Here is a 23,257-nt window from a genome sequence, read left to right on the forward strand (position 1 = left end):
TCTGCGTCTCTCCCAGGAGCCGAAGCCACAATGGAAGTGGCTCCGGGTGATCAGCTCGGGGTGGCTAACCGGGACCCCCGAATGAGCATGGCGGTCCGTTCAGCCCCGTGACGAACAAGGCTGCTCTCTCCACCCGCCGGGTATCCACACGGGGCGGCGTCACCATGAGGTCCGCTTGATCAATTGCCCCATATCGAGACATTGGCAAGGTGTGGGTGGGATCGGGTTCAGTGCACTGCTCGGAGCCGGTCCTTTGCCGTGGGCTTCCCGTAGAGGACGAGGTTTTCGAGGTACCGGCCGGCCGCTTGGTCGTACCGTCCGGCGCAGGTGATCAGGGCCAGTCTGGGGGCGCCGTCACGGTTGAACAGGTCGGCGGGCAAGGCGTCCTGTCGGTAGGTGCGGCGCGCCGTGATGCGGTAGGCGTAGGCCCGACCGTCGGCGCCGGTCAGCACCACGCGGGCGCCGAGCGGCAGGTCGTGCAGCAGGGCGAACGTTCCCAGCCCGCTTTCCCTGGTGTCGACGTGCCCGGCGACCAGAACGGTTCCGCGTGAGGCACCGGGAGCCGCGCCCAAAGCCCACCATCCGCCGACGTCAGGCTCTTCGGGCACGGCCAGCACCCCGTCGACCGTCGCTGCGACCGGCACAACGTGGGCCTTGAACCGCCCCGGTCCCCGGATGCTCTGGGGTGGTGAGGCCAGCGCAAGGCCACCTGCCACCGTGCCCTGAACGGGAGGCAGCGGGCCCGCATCCCTGAGGGAGAGCTGCGGGCCGCTGATCATCACCCACCCGGCTGCCATGGCGCCCAGACCGCTCGCCGCCACCGCCCCGGCGGCGAGCCGGCGTCCTGACACGGCCTACGGCTGGTCGGCGGAACGGCGCCGGTTGCGCAGGACCCAGACCGCCCCGCAGGTGGCCAGAAGTCCACCACCGGCCAGACTGGCTACGCCCGCCAGGGACAGTGAGCCGTCGTCGGCGGCCAGTTGTCCACCGGTACCGGCATGGACCTTGCTCGCGTCCTTGCCCGCGTGGCAGACACCGCCCCGGACCATGTCGAGGTGCATCGCCACCACAGGTCGCGCACTGCGAGCAGCGGCCTTGACCTCGGCATTCTGCCCTGCTGACAGCTCTCGGTCGATGAGTGCCAAGGTCGCGGTGTGCGCGGCCTCCTGTGCCTTCAGCCACGCCGCGTCGTAAGCGGGCGTACCGGCCTTGGCCCGAACGGCGGCCAACTGCTTTTCCTGCTCGGCGGTCGGGGAGCCGGGCAGCGTGATGCGCAGCTTGCCCGCCAGCATCTTTACATCCGTGTCCAGCTTGGTGTGGTCACGCACCAGCACCCGGCCGACCTTCTCCACACACTCGGTGGTCGCGTGCTTCTGAGCGTCCTCGCCTGCGGCGATCTCCGCCAGATTGCCTTGGTGGGCCGCCTTGACGAACATCGTGTCCTGGGCACTCACGGTGGCCGCGAGCGCGGGCGTCACACCTATGCTCGACAGGAACATCACGGCTGCGGCGACAGGCGCCAGTCGTATGCGCATGGAAACTGCTCCCTTCCTTGCGGCAGGCAGCGCGTCATCGGCCGCCAGACCGCTCCATGGAATGGGCGCGCTCGATACAGCGCCCGGCAGCATCCATCCCGCAAACACGCCGAACATCCACAGGTGCAGCCTTGAATTCACACCAATGGCCGACATGGCGGGTGTCCGGCGAAGGACAACCCTCTGCGCGGCCATCGCGGGTTACGGGGAGTCAACCGCTGGAGGGCTGTGCCCCTTCCCCGGACGTCGGCACGTAGGCACGTAGGCACGTAGGCCACAGTGGCGTCCAGACGCAGCCTGACCAAGCGCAGCGGGTGTCTCCCCGCGCCTCGGTCGATCGCGGCGTCCGCGCTGACTTCGGCCACCAGCTCAGGGACGACCAGGATCGGACTGAGGGGTTCACAGCTGCCCCATGTGGTCGTGAACCGTACTCCGTCCATGGATGGTCGGAGCCGGCGGCGGTGAGGGTGTCGGTGAGCTGGCGGGCGGTGTCCGGCTTCAGCGGTGTGGTGCGGCCGACCGGGCGCAGCTGGCCTTGTTCGCCGTACCGTCCAAGGACGAGCAGCTGCGGTCGGCTCAGCGTGCCGGTGACGCCTCCGACGATCGCTTCGGTGGTCTCACGACAGCGGACCTTGAACCAGCCGCGGGCGCCCGGCATGTATCGCTGTCCGAGCCTCTGGGTGACCCTCCACGCCCCTTCCGTCCAGGAGACACGGCCTCACAACGCCTCGCTGAGGCATACCAGCTGACGCTGCCCCAGCTCCTCGACAGCGCCGACATCACCTTGAACCGCCACAGCACACAGGTCCTGTGTGGTGGATGATGACGGAATGGCGAACTTGACTAGACGAGTCGAACTTTTCACCGGGAACGACGACGATCCTCGGTTCAGCGGCCCTGCCACCGGTGACGAGCGGCAGATGCTCGTCGGCTTTCTGCAGGGACAGCGTGCGACTCTGCAGCTGAAGTGCACCGGCCTGGACGGGCAGTTGTCCCGGCGGGCCGTGGAGCCGTCCACGCTTTCCCTGCTCGGTCTGATCCGGCACCTCGCGGATGTAGAGCGGCGCTGGTTCCGGCAGGTGCTGGCTGGACAAGATGCAGCGCCCCTCTTCTCGTCGAGTGCGGCCCCTGACGGGGACTTCGACGGTGCGGTGTCCGACCCCGCGGTCATCGCGGCGGCGTGGGAGGCGTGGCGTTCGGAGGTGGAGTTCGCCGACCGCTTCGTCACCGAGGCACCCGACCTCGACATCGAGGGCCACGACGCGTGGCGCGGGACGGTGTCACTGCGCTGGGTGGTCATCCACATGGTCGAGGAGTACGCGCGGCACAACGGGCACGCCGACCTGCTTCGGGAGCGGATTGATGGAGCGATAGGGCTGTGAGAGCCGGGGAGAGCGCGGCCGAAGGTCGCTGGTGTGCGGTAGGAAGCCGACCAGCTCAAGTGCTTGTGGCGTACGGCACCGACGTCGATGGTCTCCCGCGACACCGGTGCCGACCGTCAGCGGACCAGGAGAGACTCGAAGCAGCCCTCTTCCCCGGCCACGACGACCGCCGATCCGGCACAGGGCGAGTTCGGCGGGTACGGCGGGTAGGGCTCGGCGGTGAGCGACGGGACCGGATCGATGCCCAGGCCAGGCCGGCGAAGGCTAGCGAACTTTCCCGCCCACTCCGCGATCCTGATCGTCTTCTGGGCCAGAAGCCCGCGCGGGCCCAGGCGTCGGCGAGCGTCGTGGGGCTGGTCGCGGGAGTGCTCTGGAGGCAGACCTCCTCGCGCAGTTGACGCAGCTCTACCGTAGCGGTGTCCGCCAGCGGATGTCCGCCCCGGAGTGCGACCAAGGGTGCATCCTTCAGCAGCACGGTCGTCGTGACACCGTCGGCGGGCGTCAGACCGGGCGGGTAGTCGCTGACGACGGCGAGGGCGGATATTCCGGTCCGTCGGGCGTTGCATCAACGTGCTGGTCGGGCCTTCGGCCGTACGGTCTCCACCCTGGGCCTGGGTGTGTGAACGCGCGCAGCGCCGTGGGCAGCAGCGAGATGTTCGCCGTGGCGAAGGTGCCGACCCGCACCGAGCCGCCCTTGGCCGGTGTGCAAGGCGGTGAGCTCCCACTCGGCTCGTGCCAGGCGTTCGAGCACCTCTACGGCGTGCCGGTGCAGGGTGCGTCCGGCCGGGTTCAGGCGTACGCCGTGGCGGGCCGGCCCCCCTCCCGGCTGCTCCAGCGCCGCGATGCGCCGGGACACCGCGGATTGGTTGTAGTTGAGCGGGGCAGCGGCCGGTGAACGGTCCGGTGACGGCGACCGCCACCAGCAGACGCAGCGCGTCGGTCGGCGACGCGCCGTCTGACCGAGGCGCTCGTCGCCTATTACCGTGCGGCGCATCAGGTGCACGACAGCGCCCGCCCGCGGCCGGTGGACTTTCGGGGAATCGGGAGATCGCCGGGGACTGGCTTCGCTTGCGGCGGAGGCGAAGGGGTGGAGTGACAGCGGCAAACCTGCAGACAAGTGGTTCGAGGCGCGGAGCCAGGCAGTGGAGTGGCACCAGATCGTGGGTGAGCTGTACCAGCAGGCACGGGGGCTGGGATGACATCAGCGTGTACCGCATGGTGGGGCGAGGTTCCATTGGCCGGATCAGCATCTCGCCCGCCCCTGCTCAGAGCGGCGACACCGTCGCAACAGCAGTCCGCGTGTCTGGCGTGGCCAGTCGCAACGCCGCGGGCCTCGGGGTCAGTTCAAGCGGCGGAGGACTCGCCTTGCGTCACTGGTCCAGCGCATCGGATCGATGGTCCCGCGTCTCTCCGGCCTCCTCCTCGCGACGAGGGCCGGGGCGTGGCTGCCCGGCGCACCCGGCGTCGGCGGTGTGCCGCGCCCCGGTGACCGCCGGGCGCGTTATTTGCGGGGGCCGATGGCGTTGTAGGCGGACAGCCAGCCGATGCCGAGGTGGTCGCCACGTGTGAACACCGCTCCCCCGCGGTTGTGTCCGGAGGTGGCTGAGCCGGGGCCGGGCAGCGGGTAGGGAAGGTCGGTGGTGGTGCCGTCGCTGGTGTGACGGGCGACCATGGGGTCGGTCCACAGGTGGACCTGGGTACCGCGTGGTGCGCGGATGCGAATGCTGTCGGGGTGGTGGTCGAGGTCGATTCCGGTGGTGCGGGTGGCGAGCAGTGCGCGGTAGTCGTCGGGGTGGAGGCGGCAGGTGCTGGGCGGTGTGGTGCCGGGCCAGTCGGGGGCATCGATGCCGCGCTGCCGGGCGGCGCGCCACATGAGGGGGACGAGGTGGTGGGCGTGGGCGGGGGTGGCCATGCGTTCGCACATCCACAGCAGGCGGCCGGAGCCACGGCGGGGGCCGAGGGTGCGCCAGCGGATGCGCTGGGTCAAGTCGGCTGCCACGACGGCGGCCCAGGGGTGGATGGTGCCGAGTTGGCCCTGGGCAGCGAGCCAGGCGAGGTAGCGGCGGGCTTCGTCGAGGATCTGGGCCATGGAGTCGACGGGGATGCCCAGGATGTAACTGCTGCGGGTGCGGAACGCCTTGGGACTGTTGGCCACCAGGAGCAGTACGGCGCGGGCGAGGTCGCCGGCAGCGGGTTTGTCCTCTTGCTCGTCTTGCGGGGTGCGCGGGGTGTCGGGGGCGTCGGTGTGTCCGCCTGTGCGCAGGACCTGGTAGAGAGCGGTTTTGGCACGGTCGGTGAACGGGGCCTGTTCGAGAACGGGCAGGCGGGTGCTGAGCAGGGTGATGAGGGTGTCCTCGGCGTCGTCGGGGTTGTCGGGGGCGGGGAGGAGGCGCAGGACGTCGGTGAGGGTGGTGGCGACGTCGGATTCGACCATGAAGCGGCTGGTGAGTTTTCCGGTCTCGGTGATGGTCAGCCGGTCGTTGCCGCCGGGGTCGGGGGTGCGGTGGAGGTATCCGGCGTCGTGGAGGAAGTCGAGGGCGTCATGGAGAGGGTCGAGGTGGTGGTGTCCCTGGTGGTGGGCGAAGGTCTTGGTCCACCAGGTCTCGGCCTGGTCCAGGTCGGCCAGCCGTCCCTGGACGGCCTCGGCCAGGACGTGGTCGGGCAGGTGATCTCGGATGCGTGAGGTGACGGTGTATCCGGCGGCAAGGCGGGCCTGCCATTCAGCACGCTGGGCCGGGCCGGTCAGCAGGTAGGCAAAGCCCTCGCGTTCACCGGCTCCGACCCGGCCGGCCCGGCCGAACATCTGCTGGACCATCGAGACCTCGATGCGGTCCATGCCAACCTGGGTGTCGCGGACGATGACAGCCCTGGCGGGGAGGTTGACGCCGGCCGCGACGGTTGAGGTCGCGACCAGGATGTCGGCCTGACGGGTGCGGAAGGCTTGTTCGGCCTCGCGTTTGTAGGGCCAGTCGCGGTAGTGGAGGCGTACTCCGGCGCGGGTGCACAGGCGCTCGACGAGTTCGCTGTCGTCGGCGTCGGCGCCCTTGGCCGGCACGCCGCGGTCGGCCGCCAGGGCGAGAGCGGTAGCACGTACGCCTCGTTTGCTGCCGCAGAAGACCAGGACGCTGCCGTGGGTCTCAGTGAACCCGCGCGCGAGACGTACGGTGTGCGCGGTGCGGATCTGGGCGCGGGTTTTCCAATCCGGGTTGTCGGCCGCTTCGGGCAGTACGGGCAGTTGCCAGGTCAGGCGTGTGGGGCGCCACGGCGAGCGGATGAGGCGGGCGCCGAGCCAGTCGGCGACCTGCTCGGCGTTGGCGACCGTGGCGGACAGACCGACGATCCGGACCTGGGTGCTGTCTTCGCGGACCCGGGCGAGGAGTGCTTCAAGTACAGGGCCGCGAGTGGGGTCGCCCAGCAGGTGGATCTCGTCGACGATGAGGCAGCCCACCTCGGCCAGCGCGGCTCGCAGGGAGCCGGTGCGACTGATCGCCTCGAACTTCTCAGTGGTCGCCACCCACAGGTCCGCGGTGCGGATGAGCTCGGCGTCGACGGCGTACTCACCGGTCAGGCGTACGACAGTGCGGCCGGCACTGCGCCAGGTCTCGAGGTCGCGGTCGAGTTCGTCGGTCAGGGAGCGCTGGGGTACGAGCCAGGCCGCTTTGCGGCCACGGGTGTGGGTCTGGAGGGCTGCGACCATGCCGATGGCGGTCTTGCCCGCGCCGGTGGGAGCGACGATGACTGTGTGCTCGTTGTTTTCCAGGATGGCCGGGATGGCCGCAGCCTGGACGGGGTTGAAGGCGGGGTGCGGCAGCAGTCGCTGCCAGTCTGCAGGGACAAGGCTGGTGACGGGAACGTAGGTGGCCATCTCGTTCGAGGGCAGGTCGGCCAGGGCGTCCCACTGCGCGGCGAAGGCGTCGCGGGCGGCATACGCGGCCGGGCCTGCCGCCGGCGCGCCGGCATTGAGGGGACGGGTGGTCAGGTCAGTGGGGTTGCCCAGGTCGCCGACCGTGCTGATCTGCTCAGCCTCAACCCAGTGCCCGGCGCGGCGGACCCGGCCACCGTGGTCGGTGAGGAAGGCACGCAGCGGGTCGAATTCCGGTTCTGCGGGGGTGATAGCGCGGATGTCCTCGGCTGCGGTCAGGGCTTGCTTGGACGGCCGCCATCCGGGGTCGGTCACCTTGCACCACAACAGGGCACGCTTCTCGGTCTCCGCGGGGAGGGGGAGGTCGGGCGGCCAGACGGGAGCGGGCTGACTGGTGGGAGATGTGCCAGGCGGGACGGATCCGATCGCGGTCACTGTCACGCCGGGGCCTGACGTGCGGGGGCCCAGGAGAAGGCCTGCCGCCGGCTTGGGGAGCACGGCCGGGGTGGAGGTGGCGCGCCTCGGTGGCGTGGACATCGCCGGAGCGGTCACGGCGGCACGGGCGCCGGGAAGGGTTGTTAGCTTGTCGTAGGTCTTCACGCCCAGGTCAGCGAGGGTGTATGCGCGCGGGCAGGCCGGACAGACCACGGCGACATAGCGATACTGACGACCCGCTGACTCGTACGGGCGGCGCAGCGAATGCAGCGGTGTCTCGCAGGCGGGGCACGAGCGGAGCACCTGTTCCTGGTAGGACCATCCCGGTTCCCGGAAACGGGCCAAGACGTCCTCCTCGTCGAGGACGGTCCCCCATCGTTGCCGGACAAGCTCCCCGACCGTGACCGGGACCGTCTCTTCCTTGGACTCACGCACACCCTCAACCCTGCCAGCCAACCCCACTAACATTCCATCGGCTACGACAAAGTCGAACAGGCGATCCCCGTCCACCGTTTGCTGGAGCACGCACGCGGTCGCGGTCGCTAGCATGCGGCTCGGTTTGATGCGGGTGAAGAAATCCGCAAGGGGCGATCCGAAGCCGAGGTTCGGGACATGGATCTCTCCCAGGGTGCTTAAAATGAATGTCGTTTTATAGCTGGCCCTCTGTTGGCCACCTGTCGCCCCTGGCGGTGGCGTGCGTCGCAGCGCGTACCCTCACCAGATTGCCGGGATCACGCCGGGCGGCGGTCGGCGGTCGGCGGTCGGCGGTCACGGTCTTGCCCCTCGCAGACAACCGGAGCACACATGCGTCACCCGGAAGGACTGGCCCAGCCGCAGCAGCCGCCGGACCCCACGCCCGAATCGGCGCCTGCGCAGAGCACCGCCGGTAATCTCCCGGTCCCTCTGATCGTGGCCGGTCTGGTCTTGTCCCTGCTGGTGGGCGAACTCGGCTACTCCCTGTTGGGAAACGACACATGGCTCAGGCATCCGGGATTCACTGCGTGGCAGACCGTCGTTGTGGCCATCACCGTCCAGGCTTTGCCTTTTCTACTGTTCGGCACACTGATCTCCGGAGCTGTCAACGCCTTCGTACCGGCTGAACTGTTCACACGCGTACTGCCGCGCAATCCCGCGCTTGCCGTCCCCGTGGCGAGCGCCGCAGGTGCGGTGTTGCCGGGATGTGAATGCGCCTCAGTACCGGTCGCGGGCAGCTTGATCCGGCGTGGCGTCACGCCGGCGGCTGCCTTCGCATTTCTTCTCTCGGCGCCTGCCATCAACCCGATCGTGCTGGCGTCGACCGCTGTGGCATTCCCCGGCAGCCCTGAAATGGTCGCGGCCCGGCTAGCCGCTTCACTGGCAACCTCTGCGGTCATGGGCTGGCTCTGGATGAGATTCGGCCGCGAGGACTGGCTGCGGATGCCTGCCCGGCACTCCGGACATCAACCCGGCCGCAGTCGCCTCAACGAGTTCCGGCTCGGTTTCCAGCACGACTTCCTGCATGCCGGAGGCTTTCTTGTGCTCGGTGCGATGGCCGCCGCAGCGTTCAACGTGACCGTGCCGCGCTCGGTCCTCGACATGTTCGCAAGCTCACCGTGGATGTCGGTGCTCTTTCTTGCGGCACTGGCCGTCGTACTGGCCGTGTGCTCGGAGGCCGACGCATTTGTCGCCGCCTCCCTGACCGGCTTCTCCCCCACTGCCCGGCTGGCGTTCATGGTGGTCGGGCCCATGGTGGACCTGAAGTTGATCGCACTGCAGGTGGGCACCTTCGGCCGGGCGTTCGCGTTGCGCTTCTCGGCAGCGACGGCGGTGACGGCCGTGACGTGCAGCGTTGTGGTCGGATGGTGGCTGCTGTGAAGCCGGTGCTCCAGCCGATGCTGCTCCTCCTCACGGGGGCGGCGATTCTGCGCGTCTCCCTGTTCAGCGACATCTGCCTGCGATACGTAAAGGAGGGCCTGCAGCCATTCCTCATCGCTTCGGGGTTTGTGCTGGTCTGCTTCGGACTGGTGGGTGCGTTGGGTACGTCGGGTGAATTGCGCCACGGGCTGCGATTCATCATGCGTCGAGAATCGACAAGTTCCGCGCCGGCGGGTACCGCACCTGCTCACGACGGGCATGATCACGCCGACGTACCAGGCATCGCCTGGCTGCTCGCGGCCCCCGCGCTGGTCCTGCTGATGTTCGCACCGCCTGCCCTCGGCTCGTACACAGCCGCGCGTGACAGCCCGAAGGTCGTCGAGGTCTACGACCATTTCAAGCGACTGCCCGCGCAAGGGCCCGTACCCCTTTCGCTGACGGAGTTCACCGCCCGCGTCCAGCAGGATCGCGCGAAAAGTCTCGGGGGGCGCACCGTTGTACTGTCGGGATTCGTCACTCCGGGCAAGAACGGAACGTGGGACCTGACCCGGTTGCTCGTGGCATGCTGCGCGGCCGACTCCCAGTCCCTGACGGTAACCATGCACGGAGTCCCGGCACCGCCCCCGGACACCTGGGTCAAGGTGACGGGGACCTGGCACCCGAGCGGCGCCCTGGGCACCGCATCCGCAGCCCTCGCTCTTGACGTGCGATCACTCGAACGCATCCCCCAACCGCTGAGCCCGTACAAGGATCGGCCGCCCAGCGCTTAGGGCACACGTGTGTGCTGAGGTCGGGCGCCGGGGCGGCGTGGCCGGGTGGGTGTGCACACGCGAGAGCCCCACACCGGTGCGCGGTGCGGGGTTCTCGGTACGGGAAGTGCCACGGTTGTTACGAGTCGGTGGCATCACGGGAGTTGAGGGCGATGGCTTCGGCGGGGCAGAGGCCGACGGCCATCCTGGCGGCGGCTCGGTGCTCGGGGGCAGGTGCGGGGTGCAGGAGCACCACCAGGCCTTCCTCGTCGTCCTGGTCGAAGACCTCGGGAGCCGTCAGGGCGCACATGCCGGCGCCGGCGCAGAGGTCACGGTCGGCGCTGAGACGCAGCGGCTCTCGTGGGTCGCTCACGGCGCTACTCCTTGTCCCAGGTGACGGGCAGGTTGATCACGCCGTAGATGTTGGAGCGGTCGCGCAGCGGCACCTCCTGCGGCGGCACCGCGAGGCGCAGGGTGGGGAAGCGGGCGAAGAGCGCCGGGAACGCCACGGTCATCTCGACGCGGGCGAGCTGCTGGCCCAGGCACTGGTGGGCGCCGTGGCCGAAGGCCAGGTGCCCGGTGGCCTTGCGGTGGATGTCGAGCCGGTCGGGGTCGGGGAACTTGTGCGGGTCGCGGTTGGTGGCCTGCACGGAAATGGTCACCGTCTCGCCCGCCCTGATGACTTGGCCCTCCACCTCGACGTCCTCTAGCGCTGAACGCGGCAGCGGGTCGGCCACGCTGAGGTAACGCAGCAGCTCCTCCACCGTCTGCTCGGCGAGGGCCGGGTCGGCGCGCAGGGCGTCCAGCTGCTCGGGGTTGCTGAGCAGGGCGAAGGTGCCGAGGCCGAGCATGTTCGCGGTGGTGTCGAGCCCGGCGGCGAGCAGCAGCCCGCCGATTCCGGCCAGCTCCTCGTCGGTGAGGTCGGAGGTGGTGAGATCGCTGAGCAGGTCGTCGGTGGGCTCGGCGCGCTTGGCGAGGACGAGTTCGCCGAGGTACTGGAGCAGCGCCGTATAGGCCTCGCCCTTCGCCTCCGCATCCGCCGTCTGGTCGAAGATCGTCGCCACCTGGCCCTGGAAGCGCTCCCGGTCGGCGTACGGCACGCCGAGCAGCTCGCAGATCATGAGCGCGGGCACGGGCTGCGCAAACGCCTCCACCAGGTCTGCCGTGGGCCCGGCCTGCTCCATCGCGTCCAGGCATTCGGCAGTTAACTGCTCGACGCGCTCGGTGAGTTGACGCATCCGGCGGACGGTGAACTTACCGGTGAGCAGGCGCCGGTAGCGGGTGTGCTCGGGGGCGTCGAGGCCGATGATGTCGCCGACCGGCGCGGGCGGCAACTCCCCCGACACCATCCCCTCCATCGGCACCGGCAGGTGCAGGAGTTCGTAGCGCGAGCTGAAGCGTGGGTCGGCCAGGATCGCGCGGGCCGTGGCGTGGCCGGTGACCAGCCAGCCCATGTGTCCGTCGGCGTAGCGCATCCGGCGCAGCGGCTTGTCGCTCAGCGCGGTGAGTCCGGCGGGCGGGTCGAGGGGGCAGCCGGTGCGCCGGCGTGGGCAGGGTGGGCGGCTCATCGGCGGTGGTGCCGTCGGTGGTGGTGGTTGCGGCGGCGGTGGTGGTTGCGGGCGTCGGGTCGTACGACATGGGGCCTCCTGCATCGTCGGGCGGGTGTGAGTGAGGGGTGGTGCTAGTCGGTGAAGTGGTTTGTGGTTACCGCTTCGCGCCGGTCCTGAAGGTGCGGCGCGCCCACACGTAACCGACCAGCGAGAGCGCCACGCACCAGGCGAGGCCGATGACGGCGCTGGAGCCGATCTCGGTGCCGAGCCACAGGCCGCGCAGGGTCTCGATGATCGGGGTGAAGGGCTGGTACTCGGCGAACCAGCGCAGGCCGGTGGGCATGGCCTCGGTCGGCACGATGGCGCTGCCGACGAACGGCAGGAACGTCAGCGGCATCGGGATGTTGCTGGCGGTCTCCACGTTCTTGGCGACCAGGCCGATGCCCGCGGAGAGCCAGGTGAGCGCGAGCGTGAGCAAAATGAGCAGGCCGATGGCGGCGAACCACTCGACGGGTGTCGCGCTGGGGCGAAAGCCCATCAGGAGGGCGACGCCGATGACGAGCGTGACGCTGGTCATCGTCTGGATCACACTGCCCACGACATGACCGGTCAGGAACGAGGCCCGCGAGATCGGCATCGTACGGAAGCGATTGACGATGCCCTCGGTTTTGTCGACGCACACGCTGATCGCGGTGGTCAGGGCGCCGGAGGTGGCGGCCATCAGGATGATGCCGGGCGCCAGGTAGTCGATGTAGTCGCCGCTGCCGGTGGGCAGGCCGCTGATGCCGGTGCCCAGGGCGCTGCCGAACACGTAGTTGAACAGCAGCAGCATCACCAGGGGCATCGCGACGACGGTGACCGTCAGGGACGGGTAGCGCAGTGCCTTCTTGAGGTTGCGCCGCAGCATCGTCCTGGAGTCTCTGGCGGCGTACGACATGGTGGCCATCAGGCGTTCTCCTTGGGCGATGCGACGGTGTGGGCGGGGCGGGGCCGGCCGGTGAGGGTCAGGAAGACGTCGTCGAGGTCGGGGGTGTGCACGGTGAGCGACTCGGCCTGGACGGCGGTGGACTCCAGGGTGTAGAGGATGGCCCGCAGGTTGGGGATGGAGCCGTCGCTGGGGATCTGCAGGGTGAGGGAGTCCTCGTCGCGCGTGGCGATGCCGAAGATGCCCGCAGCGGTGTCCAGGGCCCGGGCGTCGGCGAACCGAACCCGGATGTGGCCGCCGGGGATACGCCGCTTCAGCTCGTCGGCGGTGCCCTCGGCGATCAGCCTGCCGTGGTCCAGCACGGCGATACGATCGGCGAGTTGGTCGGCCTCTTCCAGGTACTGGGTGGTCAGGAAGATGGTCACGCCGTCGTCCGCTACGAGTTCGCGGATGATCTCCCACATGGTGCGCCGGCTGCGCGGGTCGAGCCCGGTGGTGGGCTCGTCGAGGAAGATGATCCGCGGATCGCCGACCAGGGTCATCGCCAGGTCGAGCTTGCGCCGCATGCCGCCGGAGAAGGTGACGGCGGTCTTGCCCGCCACCTCGGACAGGTCGAAGCGGCGTAGCAGGTCCTTGGCGCGGCGCTTGCCCTCGCGGCGGTCGAGGTGGTGCAGGTCCGCCATGAGGAGCAGGTTCTCCTCGGCGGTCAGCAGGTTGTCGACGGCCGAGAACTGGCCGGTGACGCCGATCGCGGAGCGCACCGCGTCGGCGGCCCGGGTCAGATGGCGGCCGGCGACCCAGGCCTCGCCCGCGTCGGCGTCGATGAGTGTGGAGAGGATCTCCACGGTGGTCGTCTTGCCGGCGCCGTTCGGTCCGAGCAGGGCGAAGACGGTGCCCTCCGCGATGTCCAGGTCGATGCCGTCGAGCACGAGCTTGTCGCCGTAGGACTTGCGCAGTCCGGTGGCGGTGATCGCCGATGCCGACGCGTTCGCGGCGGTCGGCGCGGATGTCTGGGTGGCAGTCATGCCGCATTCCTTTCGGGGGTGGGCAGTTGGAGGTACGCCGGGTCAGGCGCGGCGGATGATGATGTCTCCGACCCCGGTCTGCGCGTGCACCTCGACGGTCTCGTCGGAGTCCGCGGGGCCGGCGGAGGAGGCGAGCGAGTTGCGTACCGTGCCGTACTTGGGGTTCAGGTCGAGCCAGGCCGCGGTGCCCTCGTGAATGCCCACCTCGACGTCACCGACGGAGGTGCGCAGATCGATTCGGCCGCGGGTCACGTCGCCGACGCGGATGCGGCCGTTGGAGGACATCGCGTCGACCCCGGCGTGGGCGACGCCGACCTCGATCCGGCCGTTGGCGGACTTGGCCCCGACGCTGCTGTGCGCGATGCCCACGGAGATGTCGCCGTTGGCCGCGTTGGCCTTCAGGCCGCCGGTGACCTCGCCGATCTCGGTCGCGCCGTTGCCGTTCTTGACGGCCGCCGCGCCGGCGACCTTGCCGACCTCGATACGGCCCGCGCCGATGACTTCGATGTCCCCGGTCGAGCGGGCCAGGCGGATGTCGCCGTGGTCGGTCTTGAGGTCGGCGCCCGCCACCTCGTCCACCTGGAGGTCACCGAGTGAGGTCTTGAGCGTGACCTCCCCGAGGCGGCCTTCGCAGAAGAAGCCGCCCATGGCCGTGGTGCCCCGGACATCCGACCCCGCGGGCAGTTCGACGCTCACCTCGATGGCGCCCGGCTTGCCGAACAGGGACCGCTTCTTGGGCGTCTTGACCGTCAGGCGGCCGCCCGAGCAGGTGACCTGGGTCTGCTGTACGGCGCGTACGTCGTTGTCGTCGGATCCGTTGCTCGGCAGCACCTCCACGACCGTGTCGGTGCGCTTGCCCGCGGTGATGCGGGCGGTGCCGACCTCCAACTCGAAGGTGGCGGAGATCGGTTCGTGCGTCTCGAAAGTAGGCATGGCTGTCCCGTCCTCTTGGCTTGAGTGGTGATCCCGCCGGTGAGGCGGGTGATGGGTTACGGGCTGATGGGTTACGGGGTGAATGGGTTACCGGGTGATGGGTTACGTCGGCCGGATCGGTGATCCGCCGGTAAAAGTGGGGGGTGGGCCGGGCCGGCGGCCCTAGCGAACCCAGCCGGTGAAGCCCCGGCTGCCCGAGTCCTTGCTGCGCCCCGGCGTGCTTGCGCGCTCCCCGCCGTCAAGTGCGGTGGACACGGCCCGCACCAGCCAGGCGTTGACCGACAGGCCCTCCGCTGCCGCGGCGTTCTCAGCGCGGCCCTTGAGGTGGGCGGGAAGGCGGAAGTTGATCCGCGCCATGGCGCCGTCGTCGGCGTCCGCGGGCGGCGGCGGTGGCGGCGCGGGTACGGCGGGGGCCGTGACCGGCGTCTGCGGCTCCTGGAACGGCTCGGGTGCGGGCGGCGGCGTCACCACGAACTCGGGGTCGAGCCCGCGCAGCCGCACGTCGACCGAACCGGGCGCCAGCTCTCGGGTGACCTCGCCCATGGCTGCGGACAGCACGTTGAGCAAGGTGAGCCGGGTGGCGGACTCCAGGGGGGCGGTGAGCCGCTCGGCCAGGGCGCGGGCTTCGTCACCGCCGGTGTCCGCCGCGACGGCGAGTTCGTGCCGGAGGTTTTCGACGTAGGGCGTGAGGTCCATGACGCCATCATGGCAGATTTGTGGCGCCATGGCGAGCCAAATTGGCTCCCCTATGGCGCTACCGCCTCTGACCTGCCGCTTCTTCACCTCGATGGCGCGGCATGACGCCTTCCGATGAGGACCATGGCTTGCGATGGCGCCATAGCGATGCCATGGTGGCACCACTTGAGCGGCAGATCTGGCGTCACCGGGGTGCCGTCTGGGTCATCTCCCAGGCCTTTCCCTCTTCTCGCCACCGCACGCCGCTCAGCCCTGTACATCCGCTCTCCCCTGCCCACTGACAGGAGTTCCCAGCCGTGGCTACTTTCCTCTACAAACTGGGCCGTCTCGCCTTTCGGCGGCGATGGCTGATGGCGCTGCTCTGGGTGGTGATCTTCTGCGGTGCGGGCTTCGCCGCCTCCTCCTCCCCGGCGCCGCCCGCCGACACCTTCTCCATGCCGGGCACGGAGTCGCAGAAGGCCTTCGACCTCCTTGAGGAGAGGTTCCCGGACGCGAGGGCCGACGGCGCCGGCGCGCGAGTCGTGGTCCGCGCGCCCGAGGGCGAGAAGATCTCCGCCCCCGCGCAGAAGGCCCACGTCGCGGCGCTGGTCGCGCAGTTGAAGAAGTCCCCGCAGGTGGCGTCGGTGAGCGACCCGTTCACGACGGAGGCGGTGAGCAAGGACGGCTCCACCGCCTACACCGTCGCCACGTACAAGGTCCCCGCCGCGATGGTCGGCGACAAGGCGCACGACGCGCTCGACGACGCACTGGCCAAGGCCCGCGACGGGGGCCTGACCGCGGAGGCCGGCGGTGACGCCGTGAAGATCGACGCTGCGATGGGCGGCACCGGCGAGAAGATCGGCATCCTGGTCTCCGCAGTGGTCCTGGTCCTCACGTTCGGCTCGGTGATCGCCGCCGGGATGCCGCTGCTCACGGCTCTCATCGGCGTCGGCATCGGTATCGCCGCGATCACGGCGCTCGGCGCCACCCTCGGCCTGTCCAGCACCACTTCGACCCTGGCGATGATGCTCGGCCTCGCCGTCGGCATCGACTACGCCCTGTTCATCGTCTCCCGCTACCGCGCCGAACTCACCGAGGGCCGCGACCGCGCCGACGCCGCAGGGCGGGCGGTCGGCACCGCGGGCTCTGCAGTCGTCTTCGCCGGGCTCACCGTCATCGTGGCCCTCGCGGGCCTGGCCATCGTGAACATCCCGATGCTCACCAAGATGGGCCTGGCCGCCGCGGGCACCGTCGCCATCGCCGTACTCGTCGCCCTCACCTTCGTGCCGGCGCTGCTCGGCTTCGCGCCGGTCAAGGTCCTTCGCCGCCGGGACCGGGGGCGGTTCTCCGGCAAGCCGCTCAGCGCCCGCCGGCAGCGCAAGGCCGCCAAGTACGCCGAGAAGGACGCCCGGCGGGGGCCCAACCTCGGTTCCCGCTGGGCCAGTTACGTCCTGCGCCACCCCGTCGCCGTACTGCTCCTGGCCGTCCTCGGCCTCGGCGCGGTCGCCGTGCCCGCCGCCAGTCTGGAGCTCGGCTTGCCCGGCGAGGGCACCATGGCGCCCGACACCACCCAGCGCAAGGCCTACGACATGCTCTCGGAGTCCTTCGGCGCCGGGTTCAACGGGCCGCTGATGATCACCGTGGAGGGCCAGGACGCGGCGGCCGCCGCCAAGAGGGTCGGCGAGCGGCTGGCCGAGCGGGACGGCGTCGCCGCCGTCACCCCGGCCACGCCCAACGAGGCCGGCGACACCGCGATCCTCAGCGTCGTCCCGACGACCGGTCCCACCGACGACGGCACCGAGGACCTGGTCCGCTCGATCCGCGCCCTCGCCGACGGCTTCCGAGCCGACACCGGTGCGGAGGTGCTTGTCACCGGCCAGACCGCGATGTTCATCGACTTCTCGCAGACCCTGGACGACGCGCTGCTTCCCTATCTCGCCCTGGTCGTCGGCCTGGCGTTTCTGCTGCTGATGGTGGTCTTCCGCTCGGTCCTCGTCCCGCTCAAGGCGGCTCTGGGCTTCCTGCTCTCCGTGGCGGCGGCGCTCGGCGCGGTGGTGGCGGTCTTCCAGTGGGGCTGGCTCGCCGATGTCTTCGGCGTCGACCAGCCGAGCCCGATCATGAGCACGATGCCGATCTTCATGATCGGTGTGGTCTTCGGCCTCGCCATGGACTACGAGGTGTTCCTGGTGACCCGCATGCGGGAGGCGTACGTCCACGGGGCGCGCCCCGCCGAGGCCGTAGTCACCGGGTTCCGCTACGGCGGCCGGGTGGTCGCCGCGGCCGCCGCCATCATGATCAGCGTGTTCTCCGGCTTCATCGTGGAGGACAACGACTTCATCAAGATGATCGGCTTCGGCCTCGCGGTCGCGGTGCTCTTCGACGCCGTCATCGTCCGCATGACGATCGTGCCCGCCCTGTTCGCCCTGCTCGGCGAGGGCGCCTGGTGGCTGCCGCGCTGGCTCGACCGGCTGCTTCCCCACCTCGACGTCGAGGGCGAGAAGCTCTCCCGCATGGCTCCGGCCCAGCGGGTGGCACCTGCGCGCCGCGAACATGAACTAGTCGACTAGGCAACCGGGTTGACCGTGGTCAGGCCCAGCGGCTCGGCGCCGCTGGGCCTGCCGTGTGCGGCGACCGCGTACCTGCGTCTACCGGGCCCTTGCCGTCGGTCAGCAGGGTGATGGGCTCTCTTGTGGTTACTCGGAAGCTGTAGGAGAGTGGCCGCTGACCTGACAGAACGCACTTTTCGGTGGCTGAGGAACCTTATGGTGACCAAGCAGTTCACGGGCGCGCCCGAGGAAGCGGACCTGAGGCGCGCGGACTCTCTGGCGCGGGAGATCTTCTCGGATGTCGCCAACAAGTGGGCGTTCCTGATCATCGAGTCTCTCGGTGAAGGCACCCTGCGCTTCAGCGAGTTGCGGAACGATGTCGAGGGCATCAGCCACAAGATGCTTACCCAGAACCTGCGCATGCTGGAGCGTTACGGCCTGGTCGAACGCAAGGTGCACCCCACCGTGCCGCCGCGAGTCGAGTACACGCTCACCGAGCCGGGCCAAGCCCTGCGAGCCACAGTCGACGGAATGTGCGGCTGGACCCACCAGTACCTCGGTCACATCGAGGCCTCCCGCCGCCGCTTCGACGCCTGACGTGCGGGCAGCACTGCCGGCGTCCGGATGCGATGCGTACGGTGGCCTGGCCTGCCGTATGACGGTGATCCGGCTTGAGGGCCCCTTGCTCGCGTGGTGGGTCGGGCGCAAGCTGGTCTTATGGCTGCGCACGACGGCCCTACGCTCATCACTTCCGTACAGAGAGCCTTCCGTCTGCTGGAAGCGGTGAGTGCGCACGAGAGCGGCGCGCCGGCGAAGCAGTTGGCGCGTGAGACGGGCCTGCCTCTGGCCACCGCCTATCACCTGTTGCGGACACTGGCTCACGACGGGTACGTACGGAAGCTGGACGACGGCGGGTTCGTCATCGGGGATCAGTTGGACGCGCTGCGTGCCGGAGGTCGCGTGCAGACGCTGCTCAGCCGTATCCGCCCCGCACTGGCCGCTTTGCGGGACGACCTGTCGGCCGCCGCGTACCTGACCTTCTACGAGGAGGGCGAGATCCGAATCGCCGAGATCGTCGACAGTCCCCGGGCACAGCGGGTCGATCTCTGGGTGGGATTCGAGGACGCCGGGCATGCCACCGCGCTGGGCAAGTGCGTGCTGCGCGAGATGGACGAGGAGTCCCGCAACGACTACCTTTCCCGGCACTCCCTCGAAGATCTCACGCCCCGGACCATCACCCACCGTTCCGAGCTGATCCGGCGGCTCGAATCGTCGACCACCGACCCGGCTGTCACGGACCTGGAGGAGTACTCCCTCGGTACGGTCTGCATGGCGGTGCCCGTATACAGCGGCGGCGTTCTCGGCTCGCTCGGTGTGTCCATGCGGGCGGACCGGCTCTCCCGCCTCGACGAGGTGCGAGCGCGTCTGCTGCCGACAGCCAGTCGCGTGACCAGGGGTCTTTCGCTCACTATCTGAAATTTCCGTCCTTGTGGCGCCCGCACGGACCCTGTTCTCTGGACGAAAGGGACATTCGGGAGGATGCGCCGCCACGAGGAGAGGACTGCGGACCACAACATGAGTCAAGCCCGAGACCATGGAGCCGGCTGGTGGCCGACGGGAACGCTCACATGGACCCGGACCGGAGCCGGCCCGCAGTTCGCGGCCGGCACTCCCGTGCTGATCGTCTTTGTCGTTGTACTCCTCGACCTCGTCAGCGGAGCTGGGATGGTCTGGCTGCCGCTGCTCGCCGCCGGTCCCGCGCTGGCCGCCGCCACCACTCGGCTGCCGGGGGTTCTGTGCGTCGGCTTCCTCGCTGCCGTTCTGGGCGCGGTGCTCGGCATTCGAGACGGTGTACCGGGTCGCGAGCTGGCGATCGTGCTCTCGGCGCTGGTCGCTGTGACGCTGGCCAGTGGCCTGGCCAGCGGGCTGCGCGTGCGCCGTGAGCGGGTGCTCGCGGCCGTGCGCTCGGTCGCCGAGGCCGCCCAGCACGCCCTCCTGAAGCCCGTGCCCGCGACGGTCGGCCAGTTCCAGGTGGCCGTCCGCTACAGCGCCGCCGAGGCGGAGGCCCGTATCGGCGGGGACCTCTATGCGCTGGTGCCGACGCCGTACGGGGTCAGGCTGATCGTCGGCGATGTGCGGGGCAAGGGGCTGCCCGCGGTGGGCACCGCCGCTCTGGTGCTGGGTGTCTTCCGTGAGGCGGCCTACGACGAGCCTGACCTCCTCGACGTCGTCGGCAGGATCGAGCGAAGCCTGGCGCGCAATCTGGGTTCCGACGACTTCGTGACCGCCGTGGTCGCCGGATATCCCGGCGCAGGGAGCATGGAGGTGGTCAACTGTGGGCACGCTCCGCCGCTGATGGTCCGCGATTCCGACGTCCTGGTTGTCGAGCCGACCCATCCGGCTCCCCCGCTCGGGTTGCGTGCTCTTACCGGCGAGAGTCCGAGCCTTCAGATACTGCCCTTCGCCGACGGTGACCAGCTGCTCCTCTACACCGATGGTGTTACCGAGGCCCGCAACCACGCCCGTGAGTTCTACCCGCTGGTCGAGCGGGTGGCGCGGCACCTGTCCGACGAGCCGTCCCGCACTCTCGCCGCGCTCCACGACGAGCTGCTGGCGCACGTCGGCGGTCGGCTCCACGACGACGCGGCGCTGCTCCTGCTCCGGAAACCGGCCGCTGTCGGCTCGGCGGCATCCGCTGCCTAAAGGAGGTCCCGTAACTGATCTTGGGGGCGATGGCGGAAGGGGTGATCGGGGCGCGGTCGGCTCGTTTATCCGGTAAGGGTGAGGTTGTACAGGCGGGCGACGCAGAGCATGTCGTGGTGGACGCCGTCGCCTTTCAGGCGGCAGTCGCGGAGGATCGTCCAGCCCTTCATACGGGCGAAGGTGTGCTCGACGCGCTCCTGAACTCGCTTGTAGTGGCGCCAGTTGGGTTGGTCCGCCAGTACGCGCCGACCAGCAGCACACGGTCCGCCAGCGGCAGCCTCCACGGCCGTCCGCGACCCGGGGCGTCGGCACCCTCCCTACGCAGCTGAGTCACCAGCTTGCTCAAGGCGCGCGGGCTCAGCCCAGTGAGCGGGGCTGTCCAGGACGGCTCCGCTGCCGTGATCACACCAGCCATCCGGAGATCATTTCAGTTGCCGACACCCCTCCCATGACTGATCCTGGGCTCCGAGCAAGCAAGGGGGACAAGATGGGCCTGATGCTCTTCCCAGGCGACGAGGACGTGGCGAGCCCGGACATCTCCTGGTCCTACACCGGCTTCAGCATGTTCAGGAAGTGGTTGGCCCAGGCCGAGGGGTTCACGCTCGCCGAGATGGACGGCTTCGGCGGAGATCGCCAGTGGTGCAGCGTCTCCACCACGCTGGCGCCACTACTCAATCATCCAGACGACGGTGGCCCCCACCTCGCGCCCGCTCAATGCGCGGCCATGTTGCCCCGACTGGAAGCAATACTCGACCAACATCAGCCTGACGACAGCGACCCCGCCCTCCGACGGCGCATCGAAGACGTCAGTCAGTTGGTCACCGTCCTGCGGTTCTGCGTGGACAAGGACGTTGAGCTCATCTTCGGCTAACCACGGGAGCGCGGAGTGACCCGTCGTTGAGGGGATGGCCTGCGGTTACGGGACAGCCTTCAGAGCGGGGCGATGCCGGCGCCGAGCTGAGTTGCGAACAGCGGGGCATAGCGCACCATGAGAGGGTCTGAAGCCAAGGCCGTCGTACTGCAGCCACGGTGAAATACCAGGCGCGAGGGCCGCGGGGTCGCCGCGCGTCATTCGGACGCCGCTATGACCTTGCGTACGTTCTCCAGGCTTCCGCACCCCTCCTTGAGCAGCCGCTCGCGCTCGCGGGCGAACGCCTCGCCCAGCTCGGCCCGACGGTCGTCCGCGACGAGTTCCCTGGCGTGATTGAGGAGCGTACGTTCCTCCTCGTCCAGATGATGGGTGATGGCCTCGGACAGCTCCTCCAGCTTCTCGTCCCAGTCCTCCGAACCCACTTCGGGCACCTCCAGGAGAGCTGCCAGGGCCTTGTTGCCCTCCGTGTGTTCCTCTTCGCCGTGGTCGACCTCGTCGTTGTCGACCTTCCGGTAGCGGCGCAGCGCCGGGTAGACCTCCGCCTCCTCGGCCTCACCATGGGCGATCAGCAGGTCCGCGAACTCCCTGAGCGCGGCGGCCCGGTCCTCCTCCACGCTCCGCATCGCGCGGAAGAGGTCCTCCATCCGCCGGTGGTCCTGCGTGATCAGCTCCACCACGTCGGTCACGTCGCCTCCTGAGTTGTGCGAGTACGTAGATCGAACGCCTTCCCCGTAATCCGCACGTCATCCCCTGACGGGACGCTGAGCGGGAGGGACTGGCGGTACCCGCCGGGAGGTTGAGTTCAGGTCGAATGGTGCTCGGTCGGGCCGATGGCAGCGTGGCGCGGCATCGCACGTCATGAACGAAGCCGTGTTGCCGCGGTGAAGGGCTTCCACCGCGGCGAACCGGCCAATCAGGGGCGGTTCCACGCTGTCGGCTTGACCCGCTGCCAGACCAGCCAGCCAAGCGCTTGGTGGCCAGCGGCATTCGGGTGGTACGACTCCACCAGGGGGTTACTGAACCCGTTGATCCACTCGGGATCCTCACAGATGGCGTGGCCCTTGAACGACGGCTCGACTTCGGCGAAGTCAAATTCATGCTTGCCGGCCTCGATCCGCAGCACGTCATTGAGCGTGTGGGCCGCTCCATTCATCTCGGTGCGAACGTCGTTGGGAAGCCCGCCGTCACCCAGGCAGGTCGGGTTGAATGTGGGAGTGACCAACTTCGGGTAGCCGACCACGACGACCTTGGCGTTCTTGGCCTTCAACCCGATCTTGTCGTAGAGCTTGTCGAGCCTTCCAGGAAGGACGTTCAAGTACTGCTGCTGGATCCACCTCAGGTCGTCCATGCACGGGCGTCCGAGCACCGCGCACTCGAGCAGCACATCCGCGAAGCCGAAGTCGTTGGCTCCGACCTGCACGGTGACCAGCTTGGTTCTCTTGCTCAGCGTCCGGGTCTGGTTGTTCCTCACGCCACTGACGGTGGCGCCGCAGTACGCCTGGAAGTCCAGCTGGGCGCCGAGCGCGGCGGCGACCCGACGCGGGTACGCCTTGGTTGAGTTTGGAACCCGGATCTTCGCCTCCTCGTTGATCCAGCAGTTGTGGGAGTTTGCCGTCGGAGATCCCGCACCGATGCCTGCCGCCACCGAGTCGCCCAGCGCGACGTACTTCATCGGCCGGGGAGGGCCGGCACCCTGGGCTGTCCCCGCTCCAGCTACCGCCATTGCCCCCGCCAGCGCCAGGGCTGTGATGCGTAGTGCGCTCCTGGTTTTGCCCATCGTTTCCGTCCCCCTTTGGCTGCCTGCGCTCGGCGTACAGCCCCGATTGTCTGCGCCGGGGCCAGTGGCTCCTCCGGCGTTTTCGGCACACTTGAGCCTGCGCCCTGGAGCTTGGGGAAACCTTGAATGAAATTCCAACGCCGAGCCCAAGCTCCAAGCGCCCACGCAGATTTGCTGTGATGGGCAGCCCCCATGCGCACGCGCGGCTAGAGGCTGGGTCAGCTGAAATGTCAACAGGCGCTTACGAGCGTCGGCGAGTAGGCCGACACGGCGCCGCAGGGCGGCACTTGTACTCCTTGAACGCTCCCGGCATCTGTGCCCGCAGCTCTCGTCTGCCCAGGCCTCCCGGCACCAGGGGCGCCCGTCCGCATCCCCCGGTTTGTACGTTGTAATGAACTTGTAATGCCCACGCCCGTCCTTGGCATGCTCAGAGGC

At 69.0% G+C, this 23,257-nt stretch carries 20 protein-coding genes and 1 pseudogene; 9 read left to right on the forward strand and 12 right to left on the reverse strand.

Annotated elements, in window-relative coordinates:
- Positions 1-227 precede the first annotated feature (227 nt).
- Both G412_RS35015 and G412_RS0118000 read right to left on the reverse strand, forming a co-directional pair.
- A complete protein-coding gene (locus tag G412_RS35015; protein ID WP_157839126.1) occupies positions 228-851 on the reverse strand; it encodes a class F sortase in 624 nt (207 codons plus the stop codon).
- Between the two features lie 3 nt (positions 852-854).
- Positions 855-1,535, reverse strand: coding sequence for a DUF4142 domain-containing protein (locus G412_RS0118000; protein WP_244283083.1), 681 nt, complete (start codon positions 1,533-1,535; stop codon positions 855-857).
- A gap of 830 nt (positions 1,536-2,365) precedes the next feature.
- Between G412_RS0118000 and G412_RS0118010 the strand changes: the two genes are divergently transcribed.
- Positions 2,366-2,917, forward strand: coding sequence for a DinB family protein (locus G412_RS0118010; RefSeq protein WP_028813295.1), 552 nt, complete (start codon positions 2,366-2,368; stop codon positions 2,915-2,917).
- A gap of 619 nt (positions 2,918-3,536) precedes the next feature.
- Entirely contained in the window at positions 3,537-3,812 is a 276-nt protein-coding gene (locus tag G412_RS39190; protein ID WP_157839127.1) for a hypothetical protein, read from the forward strand.
- 606 nt (positions 3,813-4,418) lie between these two features.
- Here the strand turns inward: G412_RS39190 and G412_RS0118020 are convergent.
- A complete protein-coding gene (locus tag G412_RS0118020) occupies positions 4,419-7,649 on the reverse strand; it encodes a DEAD/DEAH box helicase (RefSeq protein WP_244283089.1) in 3,231 nt (1,076 codons plus the stop codon).
- A gap of 369 nt (positions 7,650-8,018) precedes the next feature.
- On the opposite strand from G412_RS0118020, the gene G412_RS0118025 reads away from it, so the two are divergent.
- Both G412_RS0118025 and G412_RS0118030 read left to right on the forward strand, forming a co-directional pair.
- On the forward strand, positions 8,019-9,068 hold the full coding sequence (locus G412_RS0118025; RefSeq protein ID WP_078607117.1) for a permease: 1,050 nt from the start codon (positions 8,019-8,021) through the stop codon (positions 9,066-9,068).
- A 17-nt stretch (positions 9,069-9,085) separates the two neighbouring features.
- Positions 9,086-9,838: a TIGR03943 family putative permease subunit gene (locus G412_RS0118030; protein ID WP_244283090.1), complete on the forward strand. Its 753-nt coding sequence runs from the start codon at positions 9,086-9,088 to the stop codon at positions 9,836-9,838.
- Positions 9,839-9,956: 118 nt separating this feature from the next.
- Here G412_RS0118030 and G412_RS0118035 read toward each other — a convergent pair whose 3' ends face one another.
- The 6 genes from G412_RS0118035 to G412_RS0118060 all read right to left on the reverse strand — a co-directional run bounded on the left by G412_RS0118035 (position 9,957) and on the right by G412_RS0118060 (position 14,946).
- Complete coding sequence (locus tag G412_RS0118035; RefSeq protein ID WP_244283091.1) at positions 9,957-10,190, reverse strand: ferredoxin; 234 nt, start codon at positions 10,188-10,190, stop codon at positions 9,957-9,959.
- A 4-nt stretch (positions 10,191-10,194) separates the two neighbouring features.
- On the reverse strand, positions 10,195-11,385 hold the full coding sequence (locus tag G412_RS35020; RefSeq protein WP_037649139.1) for a cytochrome P450: 1,191 nt from the start codon (positions 11,383-11,385) through the stop codon (positions 10,195-10,197).
- 136 nt (positions 11,386-11,521) lie between these two features.
- Positions 11,522-12,313 carry an ABC transporter permease gene (locus tag G412_RS0118045; RefSeq protein ID WP_028813301.1) on the reverse strand — a complete coding sequence of 264 codons (792 nt, stop codon included), beginning with the start codon at positions 12,311-12,313 and terminating at the stop codon, positions 11,522-11,524.
- Positions 12,313-13,317, reverse strand: coding sequence for a daunorubicin resistance protein DrrA family ABC transporter ATP-binding protein (locus tag G412_RS0118050; RefSeq protein ID WP_028813302.1), 1,005 nt, complete (start codon positions 13,315-13,317; stop codon positions 12,313-12,315). Before G412_RS0118050 ends, G412_RS0118045 begins: the two co-directional genes overlap by 1 nt.
- A gap of 42 nt (positions 13,318-13,359) precedes the next feature.
- Positions 13,360-14,250, reverse strand: coding sequence for a DUF4097 family beta strand repeat-containing protein (locus G412_RS0118055; protein WP_028813303.1), 891 nt, complete (start codon positions 14,248-14,250; stop codon positions 13,360-13,362).
- A gap of 162 nt (positions 14,251-14,412) precedes the next feature.
- A complete protein-coding gene (locus G412_RS0118060; RefSeq protein ID WP_028813304.1) occupies positions 14,413-14,946 on the reverse strand; it encodes a histidine kinase in 534 nt (177 codons plus the stop codon).
- 296 nt (positions 14,947-15,242) lie between these two features.
- On the opposite strand from G412_RS0118060, the gene G412_RS35025 reads away from it, so the two are divergent.
- The 4 genes from G412_RS35025 to G412_RS0118080 all read left to right on the forward strand — a co-directional run bounded on the left by G412_RS35025 (position 15,243) and on the right by G412_RS0118080 (position 20,174).
- The gene (locus tag G412_RS35025; protein ID WP_037649142.1) at positions 15,243-17,492 is read left to right on the forward strand and encodes an MMPL family transporter; all 2,250 of its coding nucleotides are present in this window, start codon (positions 15,243-15,245) and stop codon (positions 17,490-17,492) included.
- A 195-nt stretch (positions 17,493-17,687) separates the two neighbouring features.
- On the forward strand, positions 17,688-18,068 hold the full coding sequence (locus tag G412_RS0118070; RefSeq protein ID WP_028813305.1) for a winged helix-turn-helix transcriptional regulator: 381 nt from the start codon (positions 17,688-17,690) through the stop codon (positions 18,066-18,068).
- Between the two features lie 120 nt (positions 18,069-18,188).
- The gene (locus G412_RS0118075) at positions 18,189-18,947 is read left to right on the forward strand and encodes an IclR family transcriptional regulator (protein ID WP_028813306.1); all 759 of its coding nucleotides are present in this window, start codon (positions 18,189-18,191) and stop codon (positions 18,945-18,947) included.
- 99 nt (positions 18,948-19,046) lie between these two features.
- Positions 19,047-20,174 carry a PP2C family protein-serine/threonine phosphatase gene (locus G412_RS0118080; protein ID WP_208857900.1) on the forward strand — a complete coding sequence of 376 codons (1,128 nt, stop codon included), beginning with the start codon at positions 19,047-19,049 and terminating at the stop codon, positions 20,172-20,174.
- 65 nt (positions 20,175-20,239) lie between these two features.
- Here the strand turns inward: G412_RS0118080 and G412_RS38230 are convergent.
- Positions 20,240-20,589 (reverse strand): annotated as a pseudogene (locus G412_RS38230) (hypothetical protein).
- Positions 20,590-20,661: 72 nt separating this feature from the next.
- Between G412_RS38230 and G412_RS0118090 the strand changes: the two are divergent.
- Positions 20,662-21,045 carry a hypothetical protein gene (locus G412_RS0118090; protein WP_028813308.1) on the forward strand — a complete coding sequence of 128 codons (384 nt, stop codon included), beginning with the start codon at positions 20,662-20,664 and terminating at the stop codon, positions 21,043-21,045.
- Positions 21,046-21,242: 197 nt separating this feature from the next.
- Here the strand turns inward: G412_RS0118090 and G412_RS0118095 are convergent, their stop codons facing one another.
- Both G412_RS0118095 and G412_RS39720 read right to left on the reverse strand, forming a co-directional pair.
- Entirely contained in the window at positions 21,243-21,731 is a 489-nt protein-coding gene (locus tag G412_RS0118095; RefSeq protein ID WP_037649144.1) for a hemerythrin domain-containing protein, read from the reverse strand.
- 227 nt (positions 21,732-21,958) lie between these two features.
- Positions 21,959-22,822, reverse strand: coding sequence for an SGNH/GDSL hydrolase family protein (locus G412_RS39720; protein ID WP_157839128.1), 864 nt, complete (start codon positions 22,820-22,822; stop codon positions 21,959-21,961).
- Positions 22,823-23,257 lie beyond the last annotated feature (435 nt).

The organism is Streptomyces flavidovirens DSM 40150 (assembly GCF_000429085.1).
GTDB classification, from domain to species: Bacteria; Actinomycetota; Actinomycetes; order Streptomycetales; family Streptomycetaceae; genus Streptomyces; species Streptomyces flavidovirens.